Below are 19,519 nucleotides of genomic sequence, written 5' to 3'. Positions count from 1 at the left end.
ATCATCCTCACGGACGGTTTCCCCATGGGCAGCGGCCCCGCCATCGCCCCGCCCACGCCGCCTTCCGCCCCCCAGGGTGCGGCAAGGGGCCTGCTGCAGCAGCTGTTCCGGCTGCTGCTGTGGGTGCTGGTGGCCCTGCTGCTGCGCTGGACGGTGGTGGAGCCACGCTGGATCCCGTCGGGCTCGATGCTGCCCACCCTGCAGCTCCAGGACCGGGTCCTGGTGGAGAAGCTGAGCCCCCGCTTCGGGTCGGGGGTGCGGACGGGCCGCATCGTCGTCTTCCATCCGCCGGCCGCCCTGCAGCAGGCGGGCTACGACCCCGGCGCGGCCCTGATCAAGCGGGTGGTGGCGGTGGCCGGCGATCGGGTGGAGGTCAAGGGAGGCCGCCTCTGGCGCAACGGCCTCCCCGCCGAGCCGGACTGGGCCCGGGAGCCGATGGACTACGCCCTGGAGCCCTTCGTGGTTCCGCCTGGGCAGGTGCTGGTGCTGGGGGACAACCGCAATGCCAGCCTGGATTCCCACCTCTGGGGCCCCCTGCCGGAGAGCGACCTGATCGGCACCGCCATCTGGCGCTACTGGCCCCTGGCCCGGTTCGGTCCGGTTGGGTTCTCCACTCCCGACGCTGGGGAAGCCGCTTGAAAGACTGCGTTAGGGTGCACGTCGTGTTACAGCGCACACCGGAGGGCACATGTTCAACCCGGAGTTCCTGACCGCCGACAACGAGGCGATCAGCGACAATTCGCTGATTCAGTACCTGCAGGAACAGTCCCCGGATGTGCTCCAGAGGGTGGCGCGCTCGGCCACCGGCGACATCCAGGACATCATCCGCCACAACGTCCAGGGCCTGCTGGGCATGCTTCCCGGTGAGCAGTTCGAGGTGAAGATCCAGGCCAGCCGCGACAACCTCGCGGGCCTGCTGGCCTCGGCCATGATGACCGGTTACTTCCTGCGCCAGATGGAGCAGCGCATGGAGCTGGAGTCGGCCATGCTCGGCAGCGGTGGCTTCGAGGGGGGCCTCGACGCAGACCCCGGCGAACTCGAGCTCTAGCCCTCAGCGCCCCCTCCAGGCCTCAGCGCTCCCCTTCCCCCGGCACCAGCCCCAGCCGCACCAGGGTGTTGTCGATTCCGGCGAGGGTTTCCCAGGCTCCCTGATCGGGGGCCCAGTCGTCCGCTTCGATCCGATCGGCCAGGGCCGCCAGCTCCTGGGGCGAACTGGCCACGGGGGCGTCATGGTGGGCCGGAACCACCCAGCGCAGGTCCTTCAGGCCCGCCAGAAGCCGGATCCAGGCCACCAGGGCGGCCCGCTGGCGCGGGAACACCAGCCGCTCCAGCACGGCCGCCACCTGCAGGGTGCTGCGGCCCCCCGGCGCCAGGGCCTGGAAGTCGGCCTGCCAGCCGGGCAGCCACCGGAACGGGTAGAAGCCGAAGTGGGCCCGGGCGTCGCGACACCCCGGTGCCAGGCAGCGGCGCAGCACCTCGCCCAGGGGCGGCACCTCCAGGGGACGGGGGCGCAGGTAGGTGGCGAACAGCACCAGCCGCCACCAGCCCCGGAGGCGTCGCTCGGGATCGTCCTGCAGCGGCTCATCCCCCCGCTCGCGGGCATGGAACAGCAGTGGCGTGGGATCGAGATCGAACACCGCCGGCGGCTCCGGCGGAATCGCCACCAGGGCATCGGTGAGCAGCAGGCTGCCGCTGGCCCGATCGAAGCAGGCGATCTCCAGGAAGGTGCCCAGCCCCAGGTCCAGGGGGCCCAGGGGCAGCCAGTCGAGCTGGTCGCCATGGGGTACCCCGTCGCTGAGCAGCACCCGGGTGCGGGCGGCGGGGAACCCCAGCCAGGCGGGCGGCAGCGCCAGGGGGAAACTCCACTGCCGCGGCGTGACCCATACCTGGGCTCGAGGGAAAGCCCGGGCCATGGCCGGCACCGGCAGCTTGTGCTCCAGCCCTGAAGCGGTGGGCAGGACGATGGTGCACACCGGGCCGTGGCGCTCCTCCAGGTCCCGCAGATGGGAGCGCACCTCGGCGGTGGGGGCCACCGGGGCATAGAGCAGCAGCCCCTCCCGCACCCGGAGCACCAGCATGCGGATCGGCACCGCCACATACCAGACCCCCTGCAGCTGCTCGAAGCTCCAGAGCCGTCCGGCCACCAGCTCCCGCACCAGGGTGCGGCGGCGGCCGTAGGGGTAGAGGGGCAGCAGCGGCCACCAGGGCCAGCGCTGGTCCGCGGGCGAGACCGGGGCGGCGCCGCTGGCGGACGCGCTCACGCGGATGGGAAGCGGGAGGCCCGCGGCGAGCGGCGCCGCTGGGCCAGCAGGCCATGGCGCGGCGCCAGCAGGAAGCACACCAGGAACAGCAGCGTCTGCACCAGCACGATGCAGCCGGCGGTGGAGGCATCCATCCAGTAGCTCCAGTAGATGCCGGCCACGCTGGAGATCACCGCCGAGAGGATCGAGAGCCACACCATGCGGTCGAAGCGGTCGGTGAGCAGGTAGGCGGTGGCGCCCGGTGTGACCAGCATCGCCACCACGAGGATGATGCCCACCGTCTGCAGGCCCGCCACGGCCGCCAGGGACAGCATCGACAGCAGCAGGTAGTGCAGCACGCCGGTGTGAAGGCCGATGGAGCGGGCGTGGGTGGGATCGAAGCAGAACAGCAGAAAGTCCTTGCGCAGCACCAGCAGCACCGAGAGCACCAGCACGCTGATCACCACCGTCTGGAGGATGTCGGAGGAGCTGATGCCCAGCACGTTGCCGAACAGGATGTGGGAGAGGTCGATGCTGCTTCGCACCTTGGAGATCAGCGTCAGGCCGAGGGCGAAGAAGCCGGTGAACACCAGCCCGATCACCGTGTCCTCCTTGATCCGGGTCATCTGCTTGATGTAGCCGATCAGGGCCACCGAGCCGACCCCGAAGACGAAGGCCCCCACCGCGAAGGGCAGGTTCAGGGCGTAGGCGATCACCACGCCCGGCATCACCGCATGGGACACCGCATCCCCCATCAGGGCCCAGCCCTTGAGCGTCATGTAGCAGGAGAGCAGGCCGCAGACACAGGAGACGAGCATGCTGACCAGCAGGGCCCGCACCATGAACTCCTGCTGGAGCGGTTCGATCAGCCAGGTGAGCACGGCCGTCATGGCGCCTGCGGCGGCTCGGGCTCGACGGCGGTGGTCGGGTCGCCCTCCAGCCGCAGGCCGCCGAAGGTGAGGGCCAGGTTCTCGCTGGTGAACACCGAGGAGGTCTCGCCGTAGGCGAGCACGGTCTTGTTGATCAGCACCACCTGGTCGCAGAAGCTGGTGACGTGGGCCAGGTCGTGGGTGGAGATCATCAGGGTGCGCCCCTCGCGGCGGAACTGCTCGAACAGCTCGATCATCAGTTTCTCGGTGCGGATGTCGACGCCGTTGAAGGGCTCATCCAGCAGCATCACCGAGGCGCCCTGGGCCAGGGCCCGCGCCAGGAAGGCCCGCTTGCGCTGGCCGCCGGAGAGGGCTCCGATCTGGCGGTGGCGCAGCGGCCACAGGTCCACCCGCTCCAGCGCCTCCTTCACCGCCTGCCGGTCGATCGGACGGGGGATGCGCAGCAGATTCATGGCCCCGTAGCGGCCCATCATCACCACCTCATGGACGTTGACCGGGAAGTTCCAGTCGACGCTCTCGGTCTGGGGGACGTAGGCCACCGCCCGGGCCCGGCGCGCCTGCCGCAGGGGCAGGCCATTGATGGCGATGCTGCCGGCCGAGGGGCGCACGAAGCCCATCAGGGCCTTGAACAGGGTGGATTTGCCGGCCCCGTTCATCCCCACCAGGGCGCAGATGGTGCCGGCATCGAGATGCAGGGAGGCCTCATGGACGGCCACCACCCCGTGGTAATCGACGCAGAGGTTGCGGACGGCGATCCGCTCGCTGCCGGGGAAGGGGGTGGGGCGAGAGGGCATCGGTTCAGCTCCCCGCCAGACCCGCTTGCAGGGTCTCCACGTTATGACGCTGCAGCTCCAGGAGATTGGGGGCCGGGCCGTCCGGCAGGGAGAGCGAATCCACGTGGAACACGCCGCCGAAGCGGGCCCCCGACTGCTTCGCCACCTGCTTCTGGGGCTCGGCGCTGACCGTGCTCTCGCAGAACACCGCCGGCACCCGGCGCTCCTTCACCAGGGCGATCAGGCGGGCCATCCGCTGGGGGGTGACCTGGGATTCGGCGTTCACCGGCCACAGGTAGGCCTCGGTGAGGCCGTAGTCGCGGGCGAGGTAGGAGAAGGCCCCCTCACAGGTGGCCAGCACCCGCTGGCCGGGGGGGATCCGGGCCAGGGAGGTCCGCAGCTCCCGGTCGAGGGCGTCCAGCTCGGCGCTGTAGCGCTTGGCATTGCGCTGGAAGGTGGCGGCCCCGGCGGGGTCGAGCCGGGTCAGGGCGCGGCGGATGTTTTCCACATAGACCTTGGCCAGCCGGGGGGACATCCAGGCGTGGGGGTTGGGCTTGCCCTGGTAGGCGTCGCCGGCGATCGGCAGGGGCGTGATGCCCTCGGTGAGGGTCACGTGGGGCACCTCGGGGAGACCGGCGTAGAAGCGCTGGGCCCAGCGTTCCAGCCCGAAGCCGTTCTCCAGCACCATCTGGGCCCCCGAGGCCCGCTTGAGATCGCTGGGGGTGGGCTCGTAGCCGTGGATCTCGGCCCCCAGCCGGGTGATCGATTCCACCCGCACCCGCTCGCCGGCCACCTGGCGGGCCATGTCCGCCAGGATCGTGAAGGTGGTGAGCACCAGGGGGCGCCCGTCCTTCGCCCCTGCGCTGCCGCTGGCCCCGGCGGTGTCTCCGGTGCCGGGGGCCTTGCCGCCGGCCTCGGGCCCGGGGGCGCAGCCGCCGGCCAGCAGCGGAACCACCAGGGCGGCGGCCACCAGGGCCTGCTTCAGGCGGAACCGGGGGCCTTCGGGGTGGCCCTGGCCGTCACGGCGGTGCTGGGGCATGGCGGCCGCTGGCGAACAGAAAGCTTGGAGTGTACATTCTGGCCGCCGCCGCGGCCCAGCCACGGCCGGATGGCCGCCAAGGAAAAGCCCCCTCGGCGTCCGCAGGGGACAGAGGGGGCTGGGGGGGGCAGGGGTGGATCGGCGAGCGCCCCGCGGGACGCAGCCGATCGCGGGTGCCGAGGGAATCAGCCGATCGCCGGGGCCTGCAGGGCCACGGGAACGGACTGCACGGTGGCCAGATCGAGGGGGAAGTTGTGGGCGTTGCGCTCGTGCATCACTTCCATGCCGAGGCCGGCACGGTTGAGCACGTCGGCCCAGGTGTTGATCACCCGGCCCTGGCCATCAAGGATGGACTGGTTGAAGTTGAAGCCGTTCAGGTTGAAGGCCATCGTGCTCACGCCCAGGGCGGTGAACCAGATGCCGACCACGGGCCAGGCGGCCAGGAAGAAGTGGAGGCTGCGGCTGTTGTTGAACGAGGCGTACTGGAAGATCAGGCGACCGAAGTAACCGTGGGCAGCCACGATGTTGTAGGTCTCTTCCTCCTGGCCGAACTTGTAGCCGTAGTTCTGGGACTCGGTCTCGGTGGTCTCACGCACCAGGGAGCTGGTGACGAGCGAACCATGCATGGCGGAGAACAGGGAGCCACCGAACACACCCGCCACACCCAGCATGTGGAAGGGGTGCATCAGGATGTTGTGCTCAGCCTGGAACACCAGCATGAAGTTGAAGGTGCCGCTGATGCCGAGGGGCATGCCGTCGGAGAAGGAACCCTGACCAAAGGGGTAGATCAGGAACACCGCGAAGGCCGCCGAGAGGGGGGCGGAGTAGGCGACGCAGATCCAGGGGCGCATGCCGAGCCGGTAGGAGAGCTCCCACTGGCGGCCCATGTAGGCCGAGATGCCGATCAGGAAGTGGAAGACCACCAGCTGGTAGGGGCCACCGTTGTACAGCCACTCGTCAAGGCTGGCGGCTTCCCAGATCGGGTAGAGGTGCAGACCGATGGCGTTGCTGGAGGGAACAACGGCGCCGGAGATGATGTTGTTGCCCTGGATCAGGGAGCCGGCGACGGGCTCACGGATGCCGTCGATGTCGACGGAGGGGGCCGCGATGAAGGCGACGATGAAGCAGATGGCGGCGGCCAGGAGGCAGGGAATCATCAGCACACCGAACCAACCGACGTAGATGCGGTTGTTGGTGGAGGTGACCCAGGCGCAGAAGCTTTCCCAGCTTTCCGAGCGGCCGCTGCGAATGGCAGTGGTCATGGAAGTAAGACGGTAGGAAGACGCAGTGATACCTCCACAAGGGAGGTGCGTTCACACTAAGAAATCTCCTGGGATCCCGAACCTGAGCGCAACGATCCTTCAGGCAATCGGGTCGATACGCAATGAATATTCATGAAGAGACTTCATGAAAGCACGTCATGAAAACAGCGTCACACCGCGGGCGGCAGGGATGGCGCGGCCAGTGATGACGGGGATGGTGTTGTCAGCTGCTGGCTGATCCAGGTCCGAGCCTGCTGCAGGAAACCGGACCAGTCGAGCTTCTCCGCCTCGGCCGCCCGCGCCACCAGCAGGGGGGCTTCCCGCTTGATCCGCTCGAGGTCCGGAGCCTCGACGCCGACGGAGAGGGCCAGCACATCGGCCATGGCATGGCTCACCACCCGGGTCAGGTAGGCCGCGCTCAGGGCCTGGACCGCCCCGCCCACCAGCCAGGTGGCGCCGTGGAGGCGCGCGGCGGCGATCAGGGCCTGGCTGCTCCACTCCACCACCCCCAGCAGCAGGGAGGCCTTGCCCAGTTCCACCGCGGCGGCCTTGAGCTGTTCGGTGCTCCAGGGGCAGCCCCAGAGACGGGCCATCTCCTGCAGCATCAGGCCGTTGGCCGCCGCCAGCACCAGCAGATCGAGGGAGGGCAGGGGCGCGGCGAACACGCCGGCCGCCACGATCCACTGGGTGCGCTGCTGCAGCTGGACCAGCCGTTGCCGCCGCAGCCGTTCCAGATCGGCCTGCCAGCACCGGTGCAGGGCCTCGATGCGCCGCAGGGGCGTGGCCCGGCGCAGGGACGCTCCCTCGGCCGCCAGCCAGCGGGCCAGGGGCTGCAGGCTGGCGGTCAGGGCTTCGGGGCAGCCGTCCCACGGCAGCAGCCGGTCAGCGGCGGCGCCGGGCCACTGGGAGGCCAGTTCGGCCGCCAGGTCGGCCGGATCGCAGGGGGCCTCCGGTTGCACCAGCAGCCACAGGGGCTGGACCTTGGGCACCGCCTCCAGCCAGCGCAGATCGGCGGCCCGCAGGGGGGTCACCAGGTGGAACAGCACCACATCGGCGGCGGCGAAGCCCTCCGGCCACTGGCGCTCCCGGCTCACCGCCGGCAGGGCCTCACCCCACCGCAGGCTCAGGGCCAGCCGGCCGCGCAGGGCCTGCTGCAGCGCAGGGGCCCAGGAGGCGTCGGGAGCGACGGAGCCCACCAGGGCGAGCTGGAGACCGGGCCGGGCCCCCTCCTCCCTCAGGGCGGCAAGGCCGGCGCGGCGCTGGATCTGGCCTTCGCCCGGCTCTCCCTCGGCCGTCTCCCCCTTCAGATGCTCGAACTGGAGCAGCAGCTCCTCGCAGCGCCGCACCCAGGCGTCGAAGCTGGCGGGCAAGCGGGGCGGTGCCAGGCGGGCGGGCCGCCGGCCCAGCCACCACCAGCCCGCCGCCACCCCGGCGATCCCCACCAGACCCAGTCCTTCGCCGGGCAACGCCCGCAGCAGCAGTTCGCCCCCGATCACCCCCCCGGCCAGCAACAGGGCCTGCCTGCCCCAGCCGGCGGGCAGCAGGGAGGCCAGGGCGGCGGGGCGCAGGGGGTCCGGTGGCGTCACGGGTGGGTACCGGCGGCGATGCCTCTCTAGCTCAGAAGTGACGGGGCTCACACCCCCGCGTCCACCTCCCTTAAGACACCGTCCCTGCAGATCCCTGCTGGACCCAGCATTATTCGTTCTGTCGTCCGGGTCCCCTCCGTGCCGTCTTCCGATGCCCGTTACGGCAAGGCTGTGACGTCCGGCCCGGCTGCGACGCTGGACGGCCTGTTCCTGCTGGACCCCCACCTGGAGGAGCTGCGTCGCGCCCTGGAGGAACTGGAGGGCAGCGACCACTGGCACGGCGGCCTGCCGGTGCTGCTGCTGGAGCGCTGCTGGCTGCGCCTGAGCCGGGTCCCGGTGGAACACCTGGCCAGCCGCCTGCCGCCGGACTGCAGCCAGGAGGCCCCCGAGCTGCGGCGCTACCGGGAGCTGGTGGCCGCCGGTCGTCCGGCCTGGGAGGCCGAGCGGCTCTGCTGGGAGGACTTCGGGGCGGAGGCCTGCCGGGAGGCGCTGCGGAAGTTCTGGGCCGCCCAGGAGCGGGGCACCCAGGGCTGGACGCTCGAGACCTACCTGGACCTGCTCCAGCAGTACCGGCTGCGCTTCGCCGCCGGCGGGCCCCGGCCCGTGCCGCTGCTGGTGCTGGCCCGGCGGGACGGCAGCGCCCGCCTGGGCAGGCACCGGCTGCTGTGGCTGGGTCCTGACGTCGCCGCCGGCCGGACGTCGATGCGCGACACTTGCCCCTGATTGCGGGCTGCGGCCATGGCGGACGACACCAACACCCCTCATCCCGTGGGCTCCGGCCGCGGGGATGCCCCCGAGCGGGGCGGCCGTTCGGGGCCGAACCGGGAGCCCGGCGGCTTCCGCATCCGCCTCAGCGACAACGAGATGCAGGCCGCCCGCGCCCTGCAGGAGGCCTTCGGCCTGCGCTCCACCGTCGCGGTGCTGGGTTTTGCCCTCCGCACCCTCGCCGACCAGCTGGAGAAGGGACAGCTCGAGGCCCTGGTGGCCGAGCACCGGGCCCAGGCGGGATCCCGCGTCCCCGCTCCCCGGGGGGGTGAGCCCCGACGGGGCGGTGGCGATGGCCAGCCCCGCCAGGTGGGCCGTGGCGGCCACGGCGGTGCCCGGATCGACCCCTTCGCCCGGCCCAGCCGGCCCGCTGCCCCGGTGGCGGTGATCGAAGCCGAAGCCCCGGCTGAAGCGCCGGAGGCCGAGGCCGAGGCTGAAGCCCAGGACGTTGATTCCGCCGAGGCCGCGGAGGCCGCCCCTGAGGCGGCTGAGGGGGCGACGGCCTCCGCCGACACCGAGGGCGACGCCACTCCGGAAGCGTGAGCGACACCGGCGCCAGGACGGCGCGGCCCCGGGTGCTGTCCGGCGTGCAGCCCACCGGGGCCCTGCACCTGGGCAACTGGCTGGGGGCGATCCGCAACTGGGTGGCCCTGCAGGACAGCCACGAGACCTTCTTCTGCGTGGTCGACCTGCACGCGATCACCGTGCCCCACGATCCGAAGCGCCTGGCCGAGGACACCCTCACCACGGCGGCCCTGTACCTGGCCTGCGGCATCGATCCGCAGCGTTCGACGGTGTTCGTTCAGAGCCACGTCAGCCAGCACAGCGAGCTCTGCTGGCTGCTCAACTGCGTCACGCCGCTCAACTGGCTGGAGCGCATGATCCAGTTCAAGGAGAAGGCGCTCAAGCAGGGCGACAACGTCTCGGCTGGCCTGCTGGATTACCCGGTGCTGATGGCCGCGGACATCCTTCTCTATGACGCCGATCGGGTGCCGGTGGGGGAAGACCAGAAGCAGCACCTGGAGCTGGCCCGCGACATCGCCCAGCAGCGCATCAACGCCCGCTACGCCCCGGATCCTGAGCACCCCGTCCTCAAGGTGCCCGAGCCCCTGATCCTGAAGGAGGGGGCCCGGGTGATGAGCCTCACCGACGGCAGCAGCAAGATGAGCAAGAGCGACCCCAACGAGGGCTCCCGCATCACCCTGCTGGACCCGCCCGAGCTCATCACCCGCAAGATCAAGCGGGCCAAGACCGACCCGGTCATGGGCCTGGAGTTCGGCAACCCGGAGCGGCCGGAGGCCGACAACCTGCTCAGCCTCTATGCCCTGCTCTCCGGCGTGGGCCGCGAGCGGGCGGCGGCGGACTGCGCCGCCATGGGCTGGGGGGCCTTCAAACCCCTGCTGGCGGATGCCGCGGTGGAGGCCCTGCGGCCCCTGCAGCAGCGCTACACGGAGTTGCGCAGCGACCCTGGCCACCTCGAGTCGGTGCTCAGGGACGGGCGGGAGCGGGCTTCGGGCGTGGCCGCTGCGACCCTGCAGCGGGTCCGCAGCGCCCTCGGTTTCCTGGCTCAGGATTGAACCGGGGGGCGGTTCTGGCGGCAAGGGGCCCGGTAAAAGCGTGAATCAATCGTTATGTATTGATCACGACAGCTGATCGTTTGCTGTGGGTGTACCGGCACCTGCCTGTTGCCCGGTGGGGGCGGTCAGCGGCCGCCGGTTTCCCGCGCCCCCCTGCTCCCGACTGAATATTTCCTGAAAGCCCGCCTTCTGGAGGGGGTTCGCAAGCACACCGGGCCCCGGTCTGTCCAGTACGGGCGACGGGGTCTCGCGTCCAGGGCCCGGGCCTGAGCAGGGTCATGGATCCCTGACGACCGCTTGCCCTTGCGTCGCCCCCTCCCGTCGCCGCCGAAGCCGCTCCAGCGTGGCCCCCTCACCCTGGTGCTGCTCCTGATGCTGCCGATGGTGCAACGCCCGGCCGCCCCCGTCCCCCCACAGGTGGTCCGTCCCGCCCCCCAGCCCGCCGCCCGGCCGGTGGTGGCGAGCGCCCCCGGCCCCTACGGGATCACCCCCGAGCGGCGCGCCCTGCTCAACACGATCCGCTACGCCGAAGGCACCTGGCTGGGCGGCAGCGACGACGGCTACCGGGTGCTCTTCGGCGGGGACCGCTTCGGCGACCTCAGCCGTCACCCCGACACCGTGGTGCGGCGCGGCTATGCCAGTGCCGCCGCCGGTGCCTACCAGTTCCTGCCCACCACCTGGGATCGGGCGGCTGAACGCCTCGGACTCCGGGACTTCGGCCCCGCCAGCCAGGACCAGGCCGCCCTGCATCTGATCCAGCAGCGCGGTGCCCTGGGGAGCTTCGACCGCCAGGGCCTGACGCCCGAGATGCTGGCACGGCTGGCACCGGAATGGGCCTCCCTGCCGAACCTGGCGGGCGACAGCCACTACGGCCAGCCGGTGAAGTGCCGCACCGAGCTGCAACGCTTCTACGACCGGGAACTGGAGCGGCAGCGGCGCCTCACCAGTGCCTGATCGGCCTCACGGTTCCCGGTAGACCACCCGGCCCCGTTCGTCGTTGCCCACGTCCAGCAGGTGGTTGAGCAGCAGCCGCTCGATCTCGGCGCTGACCACACTGCTGTTGGCCTGGGGGGGCAGCTGGAGCTCCAGCAGGGCGTCGTTGAGGGTGAAGCCGGCCTTGCCGGTGCGGCGGGCGAGCTGGAGCAGCTGGCGTTCGATCGGCGGGTAGGACGCCGTCTCGCGGCCCGCCAGGGCCTCCTCCAGCAGCAGCGACTGGTTGGCCTGGCGCACCATGTCGGGCAGCAGCACCAGATCCAGCAGCTGGCCGATGCCGCAGAGGCCGAAGGTGAGCAGCCAGAGGGTGCCGCTCAGGGGCTTGCGGTTGTAGAAGCGCGGCAGGCCGCACAGCCCCACCAGGCAGGTGCACCACAGCAGGTAGCTGAGGGCGACGCTGCGCCGTTCGGCCGCCCGGTTCAGCCCCGATCCCTCCGGGACAACGGGAGCTGGCCGCTGCACTGCGCTCTGGACGGGTCCTGGCGTGGGTCGGGCGGCCATCAGAGTGCTCAGCCCCTCCAACTTAGGGCCGATCGACGGTCGCACCGGCCCCCGGTACCGACCCCCGGTACCGGCGCTGGCCGGGGGGCCATCGGTGGGCCTGGATACCATGCCTTCAACAGGTTGCCTCCATGACGTCCGCGCCCCCTTCACCGGTGCCACCGGCCTCCAGCCCCGCCGCCTCCAGTGGTGTCGCCACCGAGGCTGCCGCCATCGTGCTGCCGAAGACGAGCGAAAGCCCCCAGCTGCTGCGCATCCGCCATTCGATGAGCCACGTGCTCGCCATGGCGGTGCAGAAGCTCTTCCCAGGGGCCCAGGTCACCATCGGTCCCTGGACCGAGAGCGGCTTCTACTACGACTTCGACAACCCGGACCCCTTCACCGAGGCTGATCTCAAGGCCATCCAGAAGGAGATGGGCAAGATCATTGCCCGCAAGCTTCCCCTGGAGCGCATCGAAGTCAGCCGCGAGGAGGCGGAGCGGCGGATCCGGGCCCAGAACGAGCCCTACAAGCTGGAGATCCTGGAGGGGCTCAGCGAGCCGATCACCCTCTACACCCTGGGCGACCAGTGGTGGGACCTCTGCGCCGGTCCCCATGTGGCCAACACCGGCGAGCTCAACCCCAAGGCCTTCGCCCTCGAAAGCGTGGCCGGGGCCTACTGGCGGGGTGATGAGAAGCGCGCCCAGCTGCAGCGCATCTACGGCACCGCCTGGGAAACGCCCGAGCAGCTGGCGGAGCACAAGCGGCGCAAGGAGGAGGCCCTGCGCCGTGACCACCGACGGCTGGGCACCGACCTGGACCTGTTCTCGATCGAGGAGGAGGCCGGCGCCGGTCTGGTGTTCTGGCACCCCCGCGGTGCCCGCATGCGGCTGCTGATCGAGGACTTCTGGCGCGCGGCCCACTTCGAGGACGGCTACGAGCTCCTCTACACCCCCCACGTGGCCGACCTGAGCCTCTGGAAGACCTCGGGCCACCTCGACTTCTACAGCGAGAGCATGTTCGGGCCCATGGCGGTGGACGAGCGGCAGTACCAGCTCAAGCCGATGAACTGCCCGTTCCACGTGCTCACCTTCGCCAGCCGGCTGCGCTCCTACCGGGAGCTGCCGATCCGCTGGGCCGAGCTCGGCACCGTCTACCGCTACGAGCGGCCCGGGGTGATGCACGGGCTGATGCGGGTGCGCGGCTTCACCCAGGACGACGCCCACGTCTTCTGCCTGCCGGAGCAGATCTCCGATGAGATCCTGCGGGTGCTCAACCTCACCGAGCGCATCCTCTCCACCTTCGATTTCCGCAGTTACGAGATCCATCTCTCCACCCGCCCCGAGAAGTCGATCGGCGAGGACGCGGTGTGGGAGCTCGCCACCGCCGGCCTGGTGGAGGCCCTGGAGCGCAAGGGCTGGGCCTACAAGGTGGACGAGGGGGGCGGCGCCTTCTACGGGCCGAAGATCGACCTCAAGATCGAGGATGCGATCGGCCGGCTGTGGCAGTGCTCCACGATCCAGCTCGATTTCAACCTGCCGGAACGCTTCGATCTGAACTACGTGGCCGCCGACGGCAGCCGCTGCCGGCCGATCATGATCCACCGCGCCATCTTCGGCTCCCTGGAGCGCTTCTTCGGCGTGATGGTGGAGAACTACGCCGGCGATTTCCCCTTCTGGCTCGCCCCCGAGCAGGTGCGGCTGCTGCCCGTCACCGATGAGGCCCTCCCCTGGGCCGAAGAACTCCGGGGCCTGCTGGCGGCCTCCGGCATCCGCGCCGGCATCGACCACAGCGGGGATCGGCTCGGCAAGCTGATCCGCAACGGCGAGCAGATGAAGATCCCGGTGCTGGGGGTGATCGGTGCCCGGGAAGCCGAAACCCGCACGGTCAGCCTGCGCAGCCGCCGCCAGGGGGATCTGGGCAGCGTGGCCGCGGACGCCCTGGTGGCCGCCGCCGCCACGGCCAACGCTGGCCGGCTGGCCACCCTGGCCCTGGCATGAGCCTCCTGCTGGCGGGCGACATCGGTGGCACCAAGACCCTGCTCAGCCTCTGGCGGCCAGGTGGGGAGCGGCCCGAGCTGGTGCTGGAGGAGCGGTTCGCCTCGGCGGACTGGCAGGACCTGGCCCCGATGGTGCGCCACTTCCTGGCCGTCGCCGGGCCGGTGGCCGGCGGTGTTCCGGCCGCCGCCTGCTTCGCGGTGGCCGGTCCGGTGGAGGGGGGGCGGGCCCGGCTCACCAACCTTCCCTGGGTGCTCGACAGCGCCGGCCTGGCCCGCAGCTGCGGGCTGCCGCTGGTGGAGCTGGTCAACGATTTCGCCGTGCTGATCTACGGCCTGCCCCATCTCGATGCGGCCCAGACGGCTCCCGTGCGCGAGGGCCAGCGGGATCCCCAGGCGCCTCTGCTGGTGCTGGGGGCCGGCACCGGCCTGGGGGTGGCCATGGGCCTGCCCACCGCCGCGGGCCTGCGGGCCATCCCCAGCGAAGCGGCCCACGGGGAGTTCGCCCCCCGTTCCGCGGCGGAATGGGACCTGAAGCAGTGGCTCAGGGCCGATCTGGCCCTGGAGCGGATCTCGATCGAGCGGGTGGTGAGCGGCACCGGTCTGGGGCACGTGGCCCGCTGGCTGCTCGACCGGCACCACCCCGGCGGCGACCACCCCCTCAGCGGCCCTGCCCGGCTCTGGAGCGAGGCCGGCGATGGGCCGGACCGGGCCGACCTGCCGGCGGCGGTGGCCCTCGCCGCCGCCGCCAGGGATCCCCTGGCGGCTCGGGCCCTGGAGCTCTGGCTGGGTGCCTATGGCAGTGTCTGCGGCGATCTCGCCCTGGCCTGTCTGAGCCGCGGCGGACTCTGGCTGGCGGGGGGCACGGCCGCCAAGCTGCTGGACGGCTTGCGCTCCGAAGCCTTCCAGGGCCCGTTTCTGAACAAGGGCCGGCTGCGCTCCACCCTGGAGCCGATGCCCATCACCGCCGTGGTGGATCCTGGGGTCGGCACCTTCAGCGCCGCCTGCCGGGCCCGGATGCTGCTGGGCTGAGTCGGCTGCAACACTGAGCCCAACGACAGGTTGTTTATGGTCCGGCCCCAGATCGGCCAGGGGGTGGTGGTGGCGGTACCCGCCACCACCGCCAACATCGGCCCGGGTTTCGATTGCCTCGGCGCCGCCCTGGATCTCGGCAACCGCTTCGAGCTGCGGGTGATCGAGGGGGGTGGTGAGCGGTTCGAGCTGATCATTGAGGGTCCCGAGGGGGCCCACCTGCGCGGCGGCCCCGACAACCTCGTCTACCGCTCGGCCCAGCGGGTCTGGCGCGAGGTGGGGGTGGAGGCGGTGGCCCTGGAGGCGCGGGTGCAGCTGGCGGTGCCCCCCGCCCGGGGTCTGGGCAGCAGCGCCACCGCCATCGTGGCGGGCCTGATCGGCGCCAATGCCCTGGTGGGGGAGCCCCTCAGCCGCGAGAAGCTGCTGGAACTGGCCATCGACATCGAGGGCCATCCCGACAACGTGGTTCCCTCCCTGCTCGGCGGGCTGTGCCTGACGGCGCGGGCCGCCTCCCACCGCTGGCGGGTGGTGCGCTGCGAGTGGAACCCGGCCGTGAAGGCCGTGGTGGCCATCCCCACCATCCGGCTGAGCACGAGCGAGGCGCGCCGCGCCATGCCGCGCAGCATCCCGATCAGCGACGCCGTGATGAACCTGGGGGCCCTCACCCTGCTGCTGCAGGGGCTGCGCACGGGCAACGGCGATCTGATCGCCGATGGCATGCACGACCGCATCCACGAGCCCTACCGCTGGGGACTGATCCAGGGGGGGAGGGCCGTGCGGGAGGCCGCCATGGAGGCCGGGGCCTGGGGCTGCGTGATCAGCGGCGCCGGGCCCAGTCTGCTGGCCCTGGCCCCGGAGGAGCGGGCGGCGGCGGTGGGGGAGGCCATGACCCACGCCTGGCTGGGGGAAGGGGTGAGCAGCCACAGCGCCGTGCTGGGACTCCAGGAGGGCGGCAGCACCTGGGCCACCCTGCCGGAGGGGAGCCACCCACAGACCGTTCTCGGTGAGTAGAACTACCCAGTTGATAGGCTCTGCCGCCCGGGGACATCGTCCCGAAGCGGCAGCGTCTGCCGTCATACTTCCTGCCTGGAGCACCCCACAGTGATGGACGCCAGCCTGCCTCTTTCGCTCGCGTCCTCTTCCCTACCTTCCGGACTCACCGAGGCGGGTTTTCCGTGGCTCAGCCTGATCGTGCTGCTGCCCGCCACCGCCGCCCTGGTGATGCCCCTGCTGCCCGGTGACGGCAGCGACCCCCGCCTTCCCCGCACCCTGGCCCTGGGGGTGCTCGGCGTGGATCTGGCCCTGATTCTCTGGGTCTTCGCCCGCCATTACGACGCCAGCCTCGGCGGCCTGCAGCTGGTGGAGCGCGTGGCCTGGGTGCCGGCCCTCGGCCTGGAATGGTCCCTCGCCGCCGATGGTCTCTCCGCCCCCCTGGTGGTGCTCAGCGGCCTGGTCACCCTGCTCTCGGTGGCGGCCAGCTGGAACATCCGCCTCAAGACCCGCCTCTACTTCGCCCTGCTTCTCGTGCAGGCCACGGCCCAGAGCCTGGTGTTCCTCTCCCAGGACTTCCTGCTGTTCTTCCTGGCCTGGGAACTGGAGCTGGTGCCCGTCTACCTGCTGATCGCCATCTGGGGCGGCAAGCAGCGCCAGTACGCCGCCACCAAGTTCATCCTCTACACGGCCACCGCCTCCCTGCTGATCCTGATCAGCGGCCTGGCGCTGGCCCTCTCCGGCGACACCTTCACCCTCAACCTCAGCGAACTGGCGGCCCGTTCCCCCGGCGGAACCTTCGGCCTGCTCTGTTACCTGGGCTTCCTGGTCGGTTTCGGGGTCAAGCTGCCGATGTTCCCGCTGCACACCTGGCTGCCCGATGCCCACGGCGAGGCGAATGCGCCGGTGTCGATGCTGCTGGCGGGGGTGCTGCTCAAGATGGGGGGCTACGCCCTGCTGCGTTTCAACGTCCAGATGCTGCCGGAGGTGCACCTGCGGCTGGCCCCGGCCCTGATCGTTCTGGGGATCATCAACATCATCTACGGGGCCCTCAACGCCTTCGCCCAGGACAACGTCAAGCGCCGCATCGCCTGCAGTTCCGTCAGCCACATGGGCTTCGTGCTGCTGGGCATCGGCGCCGTCGATGCCCTGGGGATGAGCGGCGCCATGCTGCAGATGATCAGCCACGGGCTCATCGCCGCGGCGATGTTCTTCGTCACCGGCGTCTTCTACGAGCGCACCGAGACCCTCTCGATCCCCAACATGGGCGGTCTGGCCAAGGTGCTGCCGATCACCTTCGCCTTCTTCCTGGCCAGCTCCATGGCCTCCCTGGCCCTGCCCGGGATGAGCGGCTTCATCAGTGAGATCACCGTGTTCCTCGGGGTCACCTCCTACGACGGCTTCACGGTCGGCTTCCGGGTGATCACCATCGTGCTGGCCGCCATCGGCCTGGTGCTCACCCCGGTCTATCTGCTGTCCCTCTGCCGCCGGGTGTTCTTCGGTCCAAGGATCCCGGCCCTGGCGGTGGTGGGTGACATGAAGCCCCGGGAGCTGCTGATCGGTCTCACCCTGCTGGTGCCCACCCTGGTGATCGGCTTCTGGCCGCGGGTGGCGATCGATCTCTACGAAGCCAGCACCAACGGCCTGGCGGCCGAATTGGCCAGCCATGGCGCCGTGGCCATGGGACGGATGGCCGCCCTGGGCTGAGCCGCCGTCCGGCGCCCGGGTGGGCTGAAATGGGGTCTTCCATCGAAGCGGCAGCCCGGCGATGACCACCACCCTCCAGAGCCCCCCCGCCCTGCTGGCCGGCGAGGGCCTGCCCCGCTTCGAGGCCATCACCCCCGACCAGGTGGTGGCCCACATCCCGGCGCTGCTGAGCACGCTCCAGGCGGAGCTCGATCGGCTGGAGGCGGATCTGGCGGCGGCGGCGGCGGGCCGGAACCTGGCCTGGGCGGAGGTGATGGATCCCCTGCACCGGCTCGGGGAGCGGCTGCGCTGGAGCTGGGGGGTGGTCAGCCACCTCAACGGCGTCTGCAACAGCCCGGAACTGCGGGAGGCCCATGCCAGCCAGCAGGCGGCGGTGGTGGCCTTCGGCAACCGGGCCGGCCAGAGCCGGGTGCTGTTCGAGGCGCTGCGCAGCCTCCAGGCCCAGGGCGGACTCGATCCCACCCAGGAGCGCATCCTGACGGCGGAACTGCGCGACATGGAGCTGCGGGGCGTGGGCCTGGAGGGCGAGGCCCAGGAGGCCTTCAACGCCGCCAGCCAGGAGCTGGCGGAGCTGGCCACCGCGTTCGGCAACCGGGTGCTCGATGCCACCAACGCCTGGACCCTGCGGCTCAGCGATCCGGCCGAGGTGGAGGGGTTGCCCGAGAGCCTCAAGGAGCAGCTGGCCCAGGCCGCCCGCGACGCCGGCGATGGCGAGGCCACGGCGGCCGAGGGCCCCTGGCTGCTGGGGCTCGACATGCCCCGCTTCGGCCCGTTCCTGAAGTACAGCCGTCGCCGCGACCTGCGGGAGATCGCCTACAAGGCCCACGTGAGCCGGGCTTCGGGCAAGACCGACGGCAACTGGCCGGCGATCGAGCGGATCCTCACCCTGCGGCGGGAGCAGGCCCAGCGCCTGGGCTACGGGTCCTGGGCCGAAGTGAGCCTGGCCGCGAAGATGGCGGGTTCGGTGGCGGACGTGGAGGCCCTGCTGGAGGACCTGCGCACCGCCGCCTATCCGGTGGCCCTCCAGGAACTGGAGGCGTTGCGCGCCTGTGCGGCCCGCGAGGGGGCGGCCGAGGCGGCGGATCTCAAGCCCTGGGATGTCAGTTTCTGGGCGGAGGTGCGGCGCCAGGAGGCCTTCGATCTCGACAGCGAGGCCCTGCGGCCCTGGTTCCCCCTGCCCCGGGTGCTCGATGGGCTGTTCGGGCTCTGCGACCGCCTGTTCGGCATCCGCATCCACCCCGCCGATGGGGAGGCGCCCGTCTGGCATCCGGACGTGCGCTTCTTCCGCGTCGATGACGCCGGCAGCGGCGAGCCCCTAGCGGCCTTCTACCTGGATCCCTACAGCCGCCCCGGCAGCAAGCGCGGCGGCGCCTGGATGGATGAATGCCTGGTGCGCTCGGTGGACGCCGCCGGTGCGCCCGTGCTGCCCGTGGCCTATCTGGTCTGCAACCAGAGCCCGCCGGTGGGTGAGACCCCCAGCCTGATGACCTTCGAGGAGGTGGAGACCCTATTCCACGAGTTCGGCCATGGCCTCCAGCACATGCTCACGACGGTGGAGCGCCCCCAGGCGGCCGGCATCAACAACGTGGAATGGGATGCGGTGGAACTGCCCAGCCAGTTCATGGAGAACTGGTGCTACGACCACGCCACCCTGATGGGCATGGCCCGCCACTGGCAGAGCGGCGAACCGCTGCCGGAGGCGGAGTTCGCCAAGCTCCAGGCCGCCCGCACCTTCATGGGCGGTGCCGCCACCCTGCGCCAGGTGCACTTCGCCCTCACCGACCTGCGGCTCCACAGCCAGTGGACGCCGGAGTGCGGCCGGACCCCGGAGCAGCTGCGCCGGGAGATCGCCGTCACCACCACGGTGCTGGAGCCGATCGAGGAGGACGCCTTCCTCTGCTCCTTCGGCCACATCTTCGCCGGCGGCTATTCCGCCGGCTACTACTCCTACAAGTGGGCCGAGGTGCTCAGCGCCGATGCCTTCAGCGCCTTCGAGGAGGTGGGGCTGGAGAACGAGGCGGCGATCCAGGCCACCGGCCGCCGCTTCCGCGAGACGGTGCTCAGCCTCGGCGGCAGCCGCCACCCCGGCGAGGTGTTCGAGACCTTCCGGGGCCGGCCCCCCAGCCCGGAGGCCCTGATCCGGCACTCGGGGCTGGTGGCGGCAGGGGGCTGAGGCTCCTCCGCCATGG

The 19,519-nt window shown here is 70.9% G+C and carries 18 protein-coding genes; 11 read left to right on the top strand and 7 right to left on the bottom strand.

Going from position 1 to position 19,519, the window contains the following annotated elements; translation table 11 throughout:
- The first annotated feature begins 24 nt into the window (after positions 1–24).
- On the top strand, positions 25–639 hold the full coding sequence (gene lepB / locus CJZ86_RS10735) for a signal peptidase I (protein WP_233133975.1): 615 nt from the start codon (positions 25–27) through the stop codon (positions 637–639).
- A 49-nt stretch (positions 640–688) separates the two neighbouring features.
- A complete protein-coding gene (locus CJZ86_RS10730) occupies positions 689–1,048 on the top strand; it encodes a DUF760 domain-containing protein (RefSeq protein WP_094585938.1) in 360 nt (119 codons plus the stop codon).
- Between the two features lie 22 nt (positions 1,049–1,070).
- Here CJZ86_RS10730 and CJZ86_RS10725 read toward each other — a convergent pair whose 3' ends face one another.
- The 6 genes from CJZ86_RS10725 to CJZ86_RS10700 all read right to left on the bottom strand — a co-directional run bounded on the left by CJZ86_RS10725 (position 1,071) and on the right by CJZ86_RS10700 (position 7,790).
- Complete coding sequence (locus CJZ86_RS10725) at positions 1,071–2,261, bottom strand: DUF4336 domain-containing protein (RefSeq protein WP_094585937.1); 1,191 nt, start codon at positions 2,259–2,261, stop codon at positions 1,071–1,073.
- Positions 2,258–3,130, bottom strand: coding sequence for a metal ABC transporter permease (locus CJZ86_RS10720; RefSeq protein ID WP_094585936.1), 873 nt, complete (start codon positions 3,128–3,130; stop codon positions 2,258–2,260). Before CJZ86_RS10720 ends, CJZ86_RS10725 begins: the two co-directional genes overlap by 4 nt.
- The gene (locus tag CJZ86_RS10715; protein ID WP_094585935.1) at positions 3,127–3,924 is read right to left on the bottom strand and encodes a metal ABC transporter ATP-binding protein; all 798 of its coding nucleotides are present in this window, start codon (positions 3,922–3,924) and stop codon (positions 3,127–3,129) included. Before CJZ86_RS10715 ends, CJZ86_RS10720 begins: the two co-directional genes overlap by 4 nt.
- A gap of 4 nt (positions 3,925–3,928) precedes the next feature.
- Positions 3,929–4,942, bottom strand: coding sequence for a metal ABC transporter substrate-binding protein (locus CJZ86_RS10710; RefSeq protein WP_094585934.1), 1,014 nt, complete (start codon positions 4,940–4,942; stop codon positions 3,929–3,931).
- 185 nt (positions 4,943–5,127) lie between these two features.
- Positions 5,128–6,204, bottom strand: coding sequence for a photosystem II q(b) protein (psbA, locus tag CJZ86_RS10705; RefSeq protein WP_094585933.1), 1,077 nt, complete (start codon positions 6,202–6,204; stop codon positions 5,128–5,130).
- A 170-nt stretch (positions 6,205–6,374) separates the two neighbouring features.
- Positions 6,375–7,790 (bottom strand): YcjF family protein, encoded by a 1,416-nt coding sequence (locus CJZ86_RS10700; protein WP_233133974.1) that lies wholly within the window; start codon positions 7,788–7,790, stop codon positions 6,375–6,377.
- Between the two features lie 138 nt (positions 7,791–7,928).
- Between CJZ86_RS10700 and CJZ86_RS10695 the strand changes: the two genes are divergently transcribed.
- The 4 genes from CJZ86_RS10695 to CJZ86_RS10680 all read left to right on the top strand — a co-directional run bounded on the left by CJZ86_RS10695 (position 7,929) and on the right by CJZ86_RS10680 (position 11,086).
- Positions 7,929–8,513, top strand: a complete 585-nt coding sequence (locus tag CJZ86_RS10695) for a hypothetical protein (protein ID WP_233133973.1) — start codon at positions 7,929–7,931, stop codon at positions 8,511–8,513.
- A gap of 15 nt (positions 8,514–8,528) precedes the next feature.
- On the top strand, positions 8,529–9,098 hold the full coding sequence (locus CJZ86_RS10690) for a DUF8668 family protein (protein WP_094585931.1): 570 nt from the start codon (positions 8,529–8,531) through the stop codon (positions 9,096–9,098).
- Positions 9,095–10,132 (top strand): tryptophan--tRNA ligase, encoded by a 1,038-nt coding sequence (gene trpS, locus CJZ86_RS10685; protein WP_094585930.1) that lies wholly within the window; start codon positions 9,095–9,097, stop codon positions 10,130–10,132. Before CJZ86_RS10690 ends, trpS begins: the two co-directional genes overlap by 4 nt.
- Positions 10,133–10,435: 303 nt before the next feature.
- Positions 10,436–11,086 (top strand): glycoside hydrolase family 24 protein, encoded by a 651-nt coding sequence (locus CJZ86_RS10680; protein ID WP_094585929.1) that lies wholly within the window; start codon positions 10,436–10,438, stop codon positions 11,084–11,086.
- Positions 11,087–11,092: 6 nt separating this feature from the next.
- Here CJZ86_RS10680 and CJZ86_RS10675 read toward each other — a convergent pair whose 3' ends face one another.
- The gene (locus tag CJZ86_RS10675; protein ID WP_233133972.1) at positions 11,093–11,626 is read right to left on the bottom strand and encodes a TM2 domain-containing protein; all 534 of its coding nucleotides are present in this window, start codon (positions 11,624–11,626) and stop codon (positions 11,093–11,095) included.
- 131 nt (positions 11,627–11,757) lie between these two features.
- Here CJZ86_RS10675 and thrS point away from each other — a divergent pair, with 131 nt between their 5' ends.
- The 5 genes from thrS (at position 11,758) to CJZ86_RS10650 (ending at position 19,503) form a co-directional block, all read left to right on the top strand.
- Positions 11,758–13,605 (top strand): threonine--tRNA ligase, encoded by a 1,848-nt coding sequence (thrS, locus tag CJZ86_RS10670; protein ID WP_233133971.1) that lies wholly within the window; start codon positions 11,758–11,760, stop codon positions 13,603–13,605.
- Entirely contained in the window at positions 13,602–14,633 is a 1,032-nt protein-coding gene (locus CJZ86_RS10665; RefSeq protein ID WP_094585927.1) for a glucokinase, read from the top strand. The genes thrS and CJZ86_RS10665 overlap by 4 nt, the downstream gene beginning before the upstream one ends.
- Positions 14,634–14,669: 36 nt before the next feature.
- On the top strand, positions 14,670–15,644 hold the full coding sequence (gene thrB, locus CJZ86_RS10660; protein WP_094585926.1) for a homoserine kinase: 975 nt from the start codon (positions 14,670–14,672) through the stop codon (positions 15,642–15,644).
- A 93-nt stretch (positions 15,645–15,737) separates the two neighbouring features.
- Entirely contained in the window at positions 15,738–17,330 is a 1,593-nt protein-coding gene (locus CJZ86_RS10655; protein ID WP_094585925.1) for an NAD(P)H-quinone oxidoreductase subunit 4, read from the top strand.
- 61 nt (positions 17,331–17,391) lie between these two features.
- Entirely contained in the window at positions 17,392–19,503 is a 2,112-nt protein-coding gene (locus CJZ86_RS10650) for a M3 family metallopeptidase (RefSeq protein WP_094585924.1), read from the top strand.
- The last annotated feature ends 16 nt before the right edge of the window (positions 19,504–19,519 follow it).

The sequence above is a fragment of the Synechococcus sp. BO 8801 genome, from assembly GCF_002252675.1.
Lineage (GTDB): Bacteria > Cyanobacteriota > Cyanobacteriia > PCC-6307 > Cyanobiaceae > Cyanobium.
Note: the sequence above shows the minus strand (reverse complement) of the source record. Positions and strands in the feature narration are given on the sequence as shown.

What these genes read in the sequence shown, in the direction of transcription:
- lepB (WP_233133975.1), top strand. Translation starts at nt 25, where the DNA reads ATGGGCAGCGGCCCCGCCATCGCCCCGCCCACGCCGCCTTCCGCCCCC.
- CJZ86_RS10730 (WP_094585938.1), top strand. Translation starts at nt 689, where the DNA reads ATGTTCAACCCGGAGTTCCTGACCGCCGACAACGAGGCGATCAGCGAC.
- CJZ86_RS10720 (WP_094585936.1), bottom strand. Translation starts at nt 3,130, where the DNA reads ATGACGGCCGTGCTCACCTGGCTGATCGAACCGCTCCAGCAGGAGTTC.
- CJZ86_RS10715 (WP_094585935.1), bottom strand. Translation starts at nt 3,924, where the DNA reads ATGCCCTCTCGCCCCACCCCCTTCCCCGGCAGCGAGCGGATCGCCGTC.
- CJZ86_RS10710 (WP_094585934.1), bottom strand. Translation starts at nt 4,942, where the DNA reads ATGCCCCAGCACCGCCGTGACGGCCAGGGCCACCCCGAAGGCCCCCGG.
- psbA (WP_094585933.1), bottom strand. Translation starts at nt 6,204, where the DNA reads ATGACCACTGCCATTCGCAGCGGCCGCTCGGAAAGCTGGGAAAGCTTC.
- CJZ86_RS10690 (WP_094585931.1), top strand. Translation starts at nt 8,529, where the DNA reads ATGGCGGACGACACCAACACCCCTCATCCCGTGGGCTCCGGCCGCGGG.
- CJZ86_RS10675 (WP_233133972.1), bottom strand. Translation starts at nt 11,626, where the DNA reads ATGGCCGCCCGACCCACGCCAGGACCCGTCCAGAGCGCAGTGCAGCGG.
- thrS (WP_233133971.1), top strand. Translation starts at nt 11,758, where the DNA reads ATGACGTCCGCGCCCCCTTCACCGGTGCCACCGGCCTCCAGCCCCGCC.
- CJZ86_RS10665 (WP_094585927.1), top strand. Translation starts at nt 13,602, where the DNA reads ATGAGCCTCCTGCTGGCGGGCGACATCGGTGGCACCAAGACCCTGCTC.
- thrB (WP_094585926.1), top strand. Translation starts at nt 14,670, where the DNA reads ATGGTCCGGCCCCAGATCGGCCAGGGGGTGGTGGTGGCGGTACCCGCC.
- CJZ86_RS10655 (WP_094585925.1), top strand. Translation starts at nt 15,738, where the DNA reads ATGGACGCCAGCCTGCCTCTTTCGCTCGCGTCCTCTTCCCTACCTTCC.
- CJZ86_RS10650 (WP_094585924.1), top strand. Translation starts at nt 17,392, where the DNA reads ATGACCACCACCCTCCAGAGCCCCCCCGCCCTGCTGGCCGGCGAGGGC.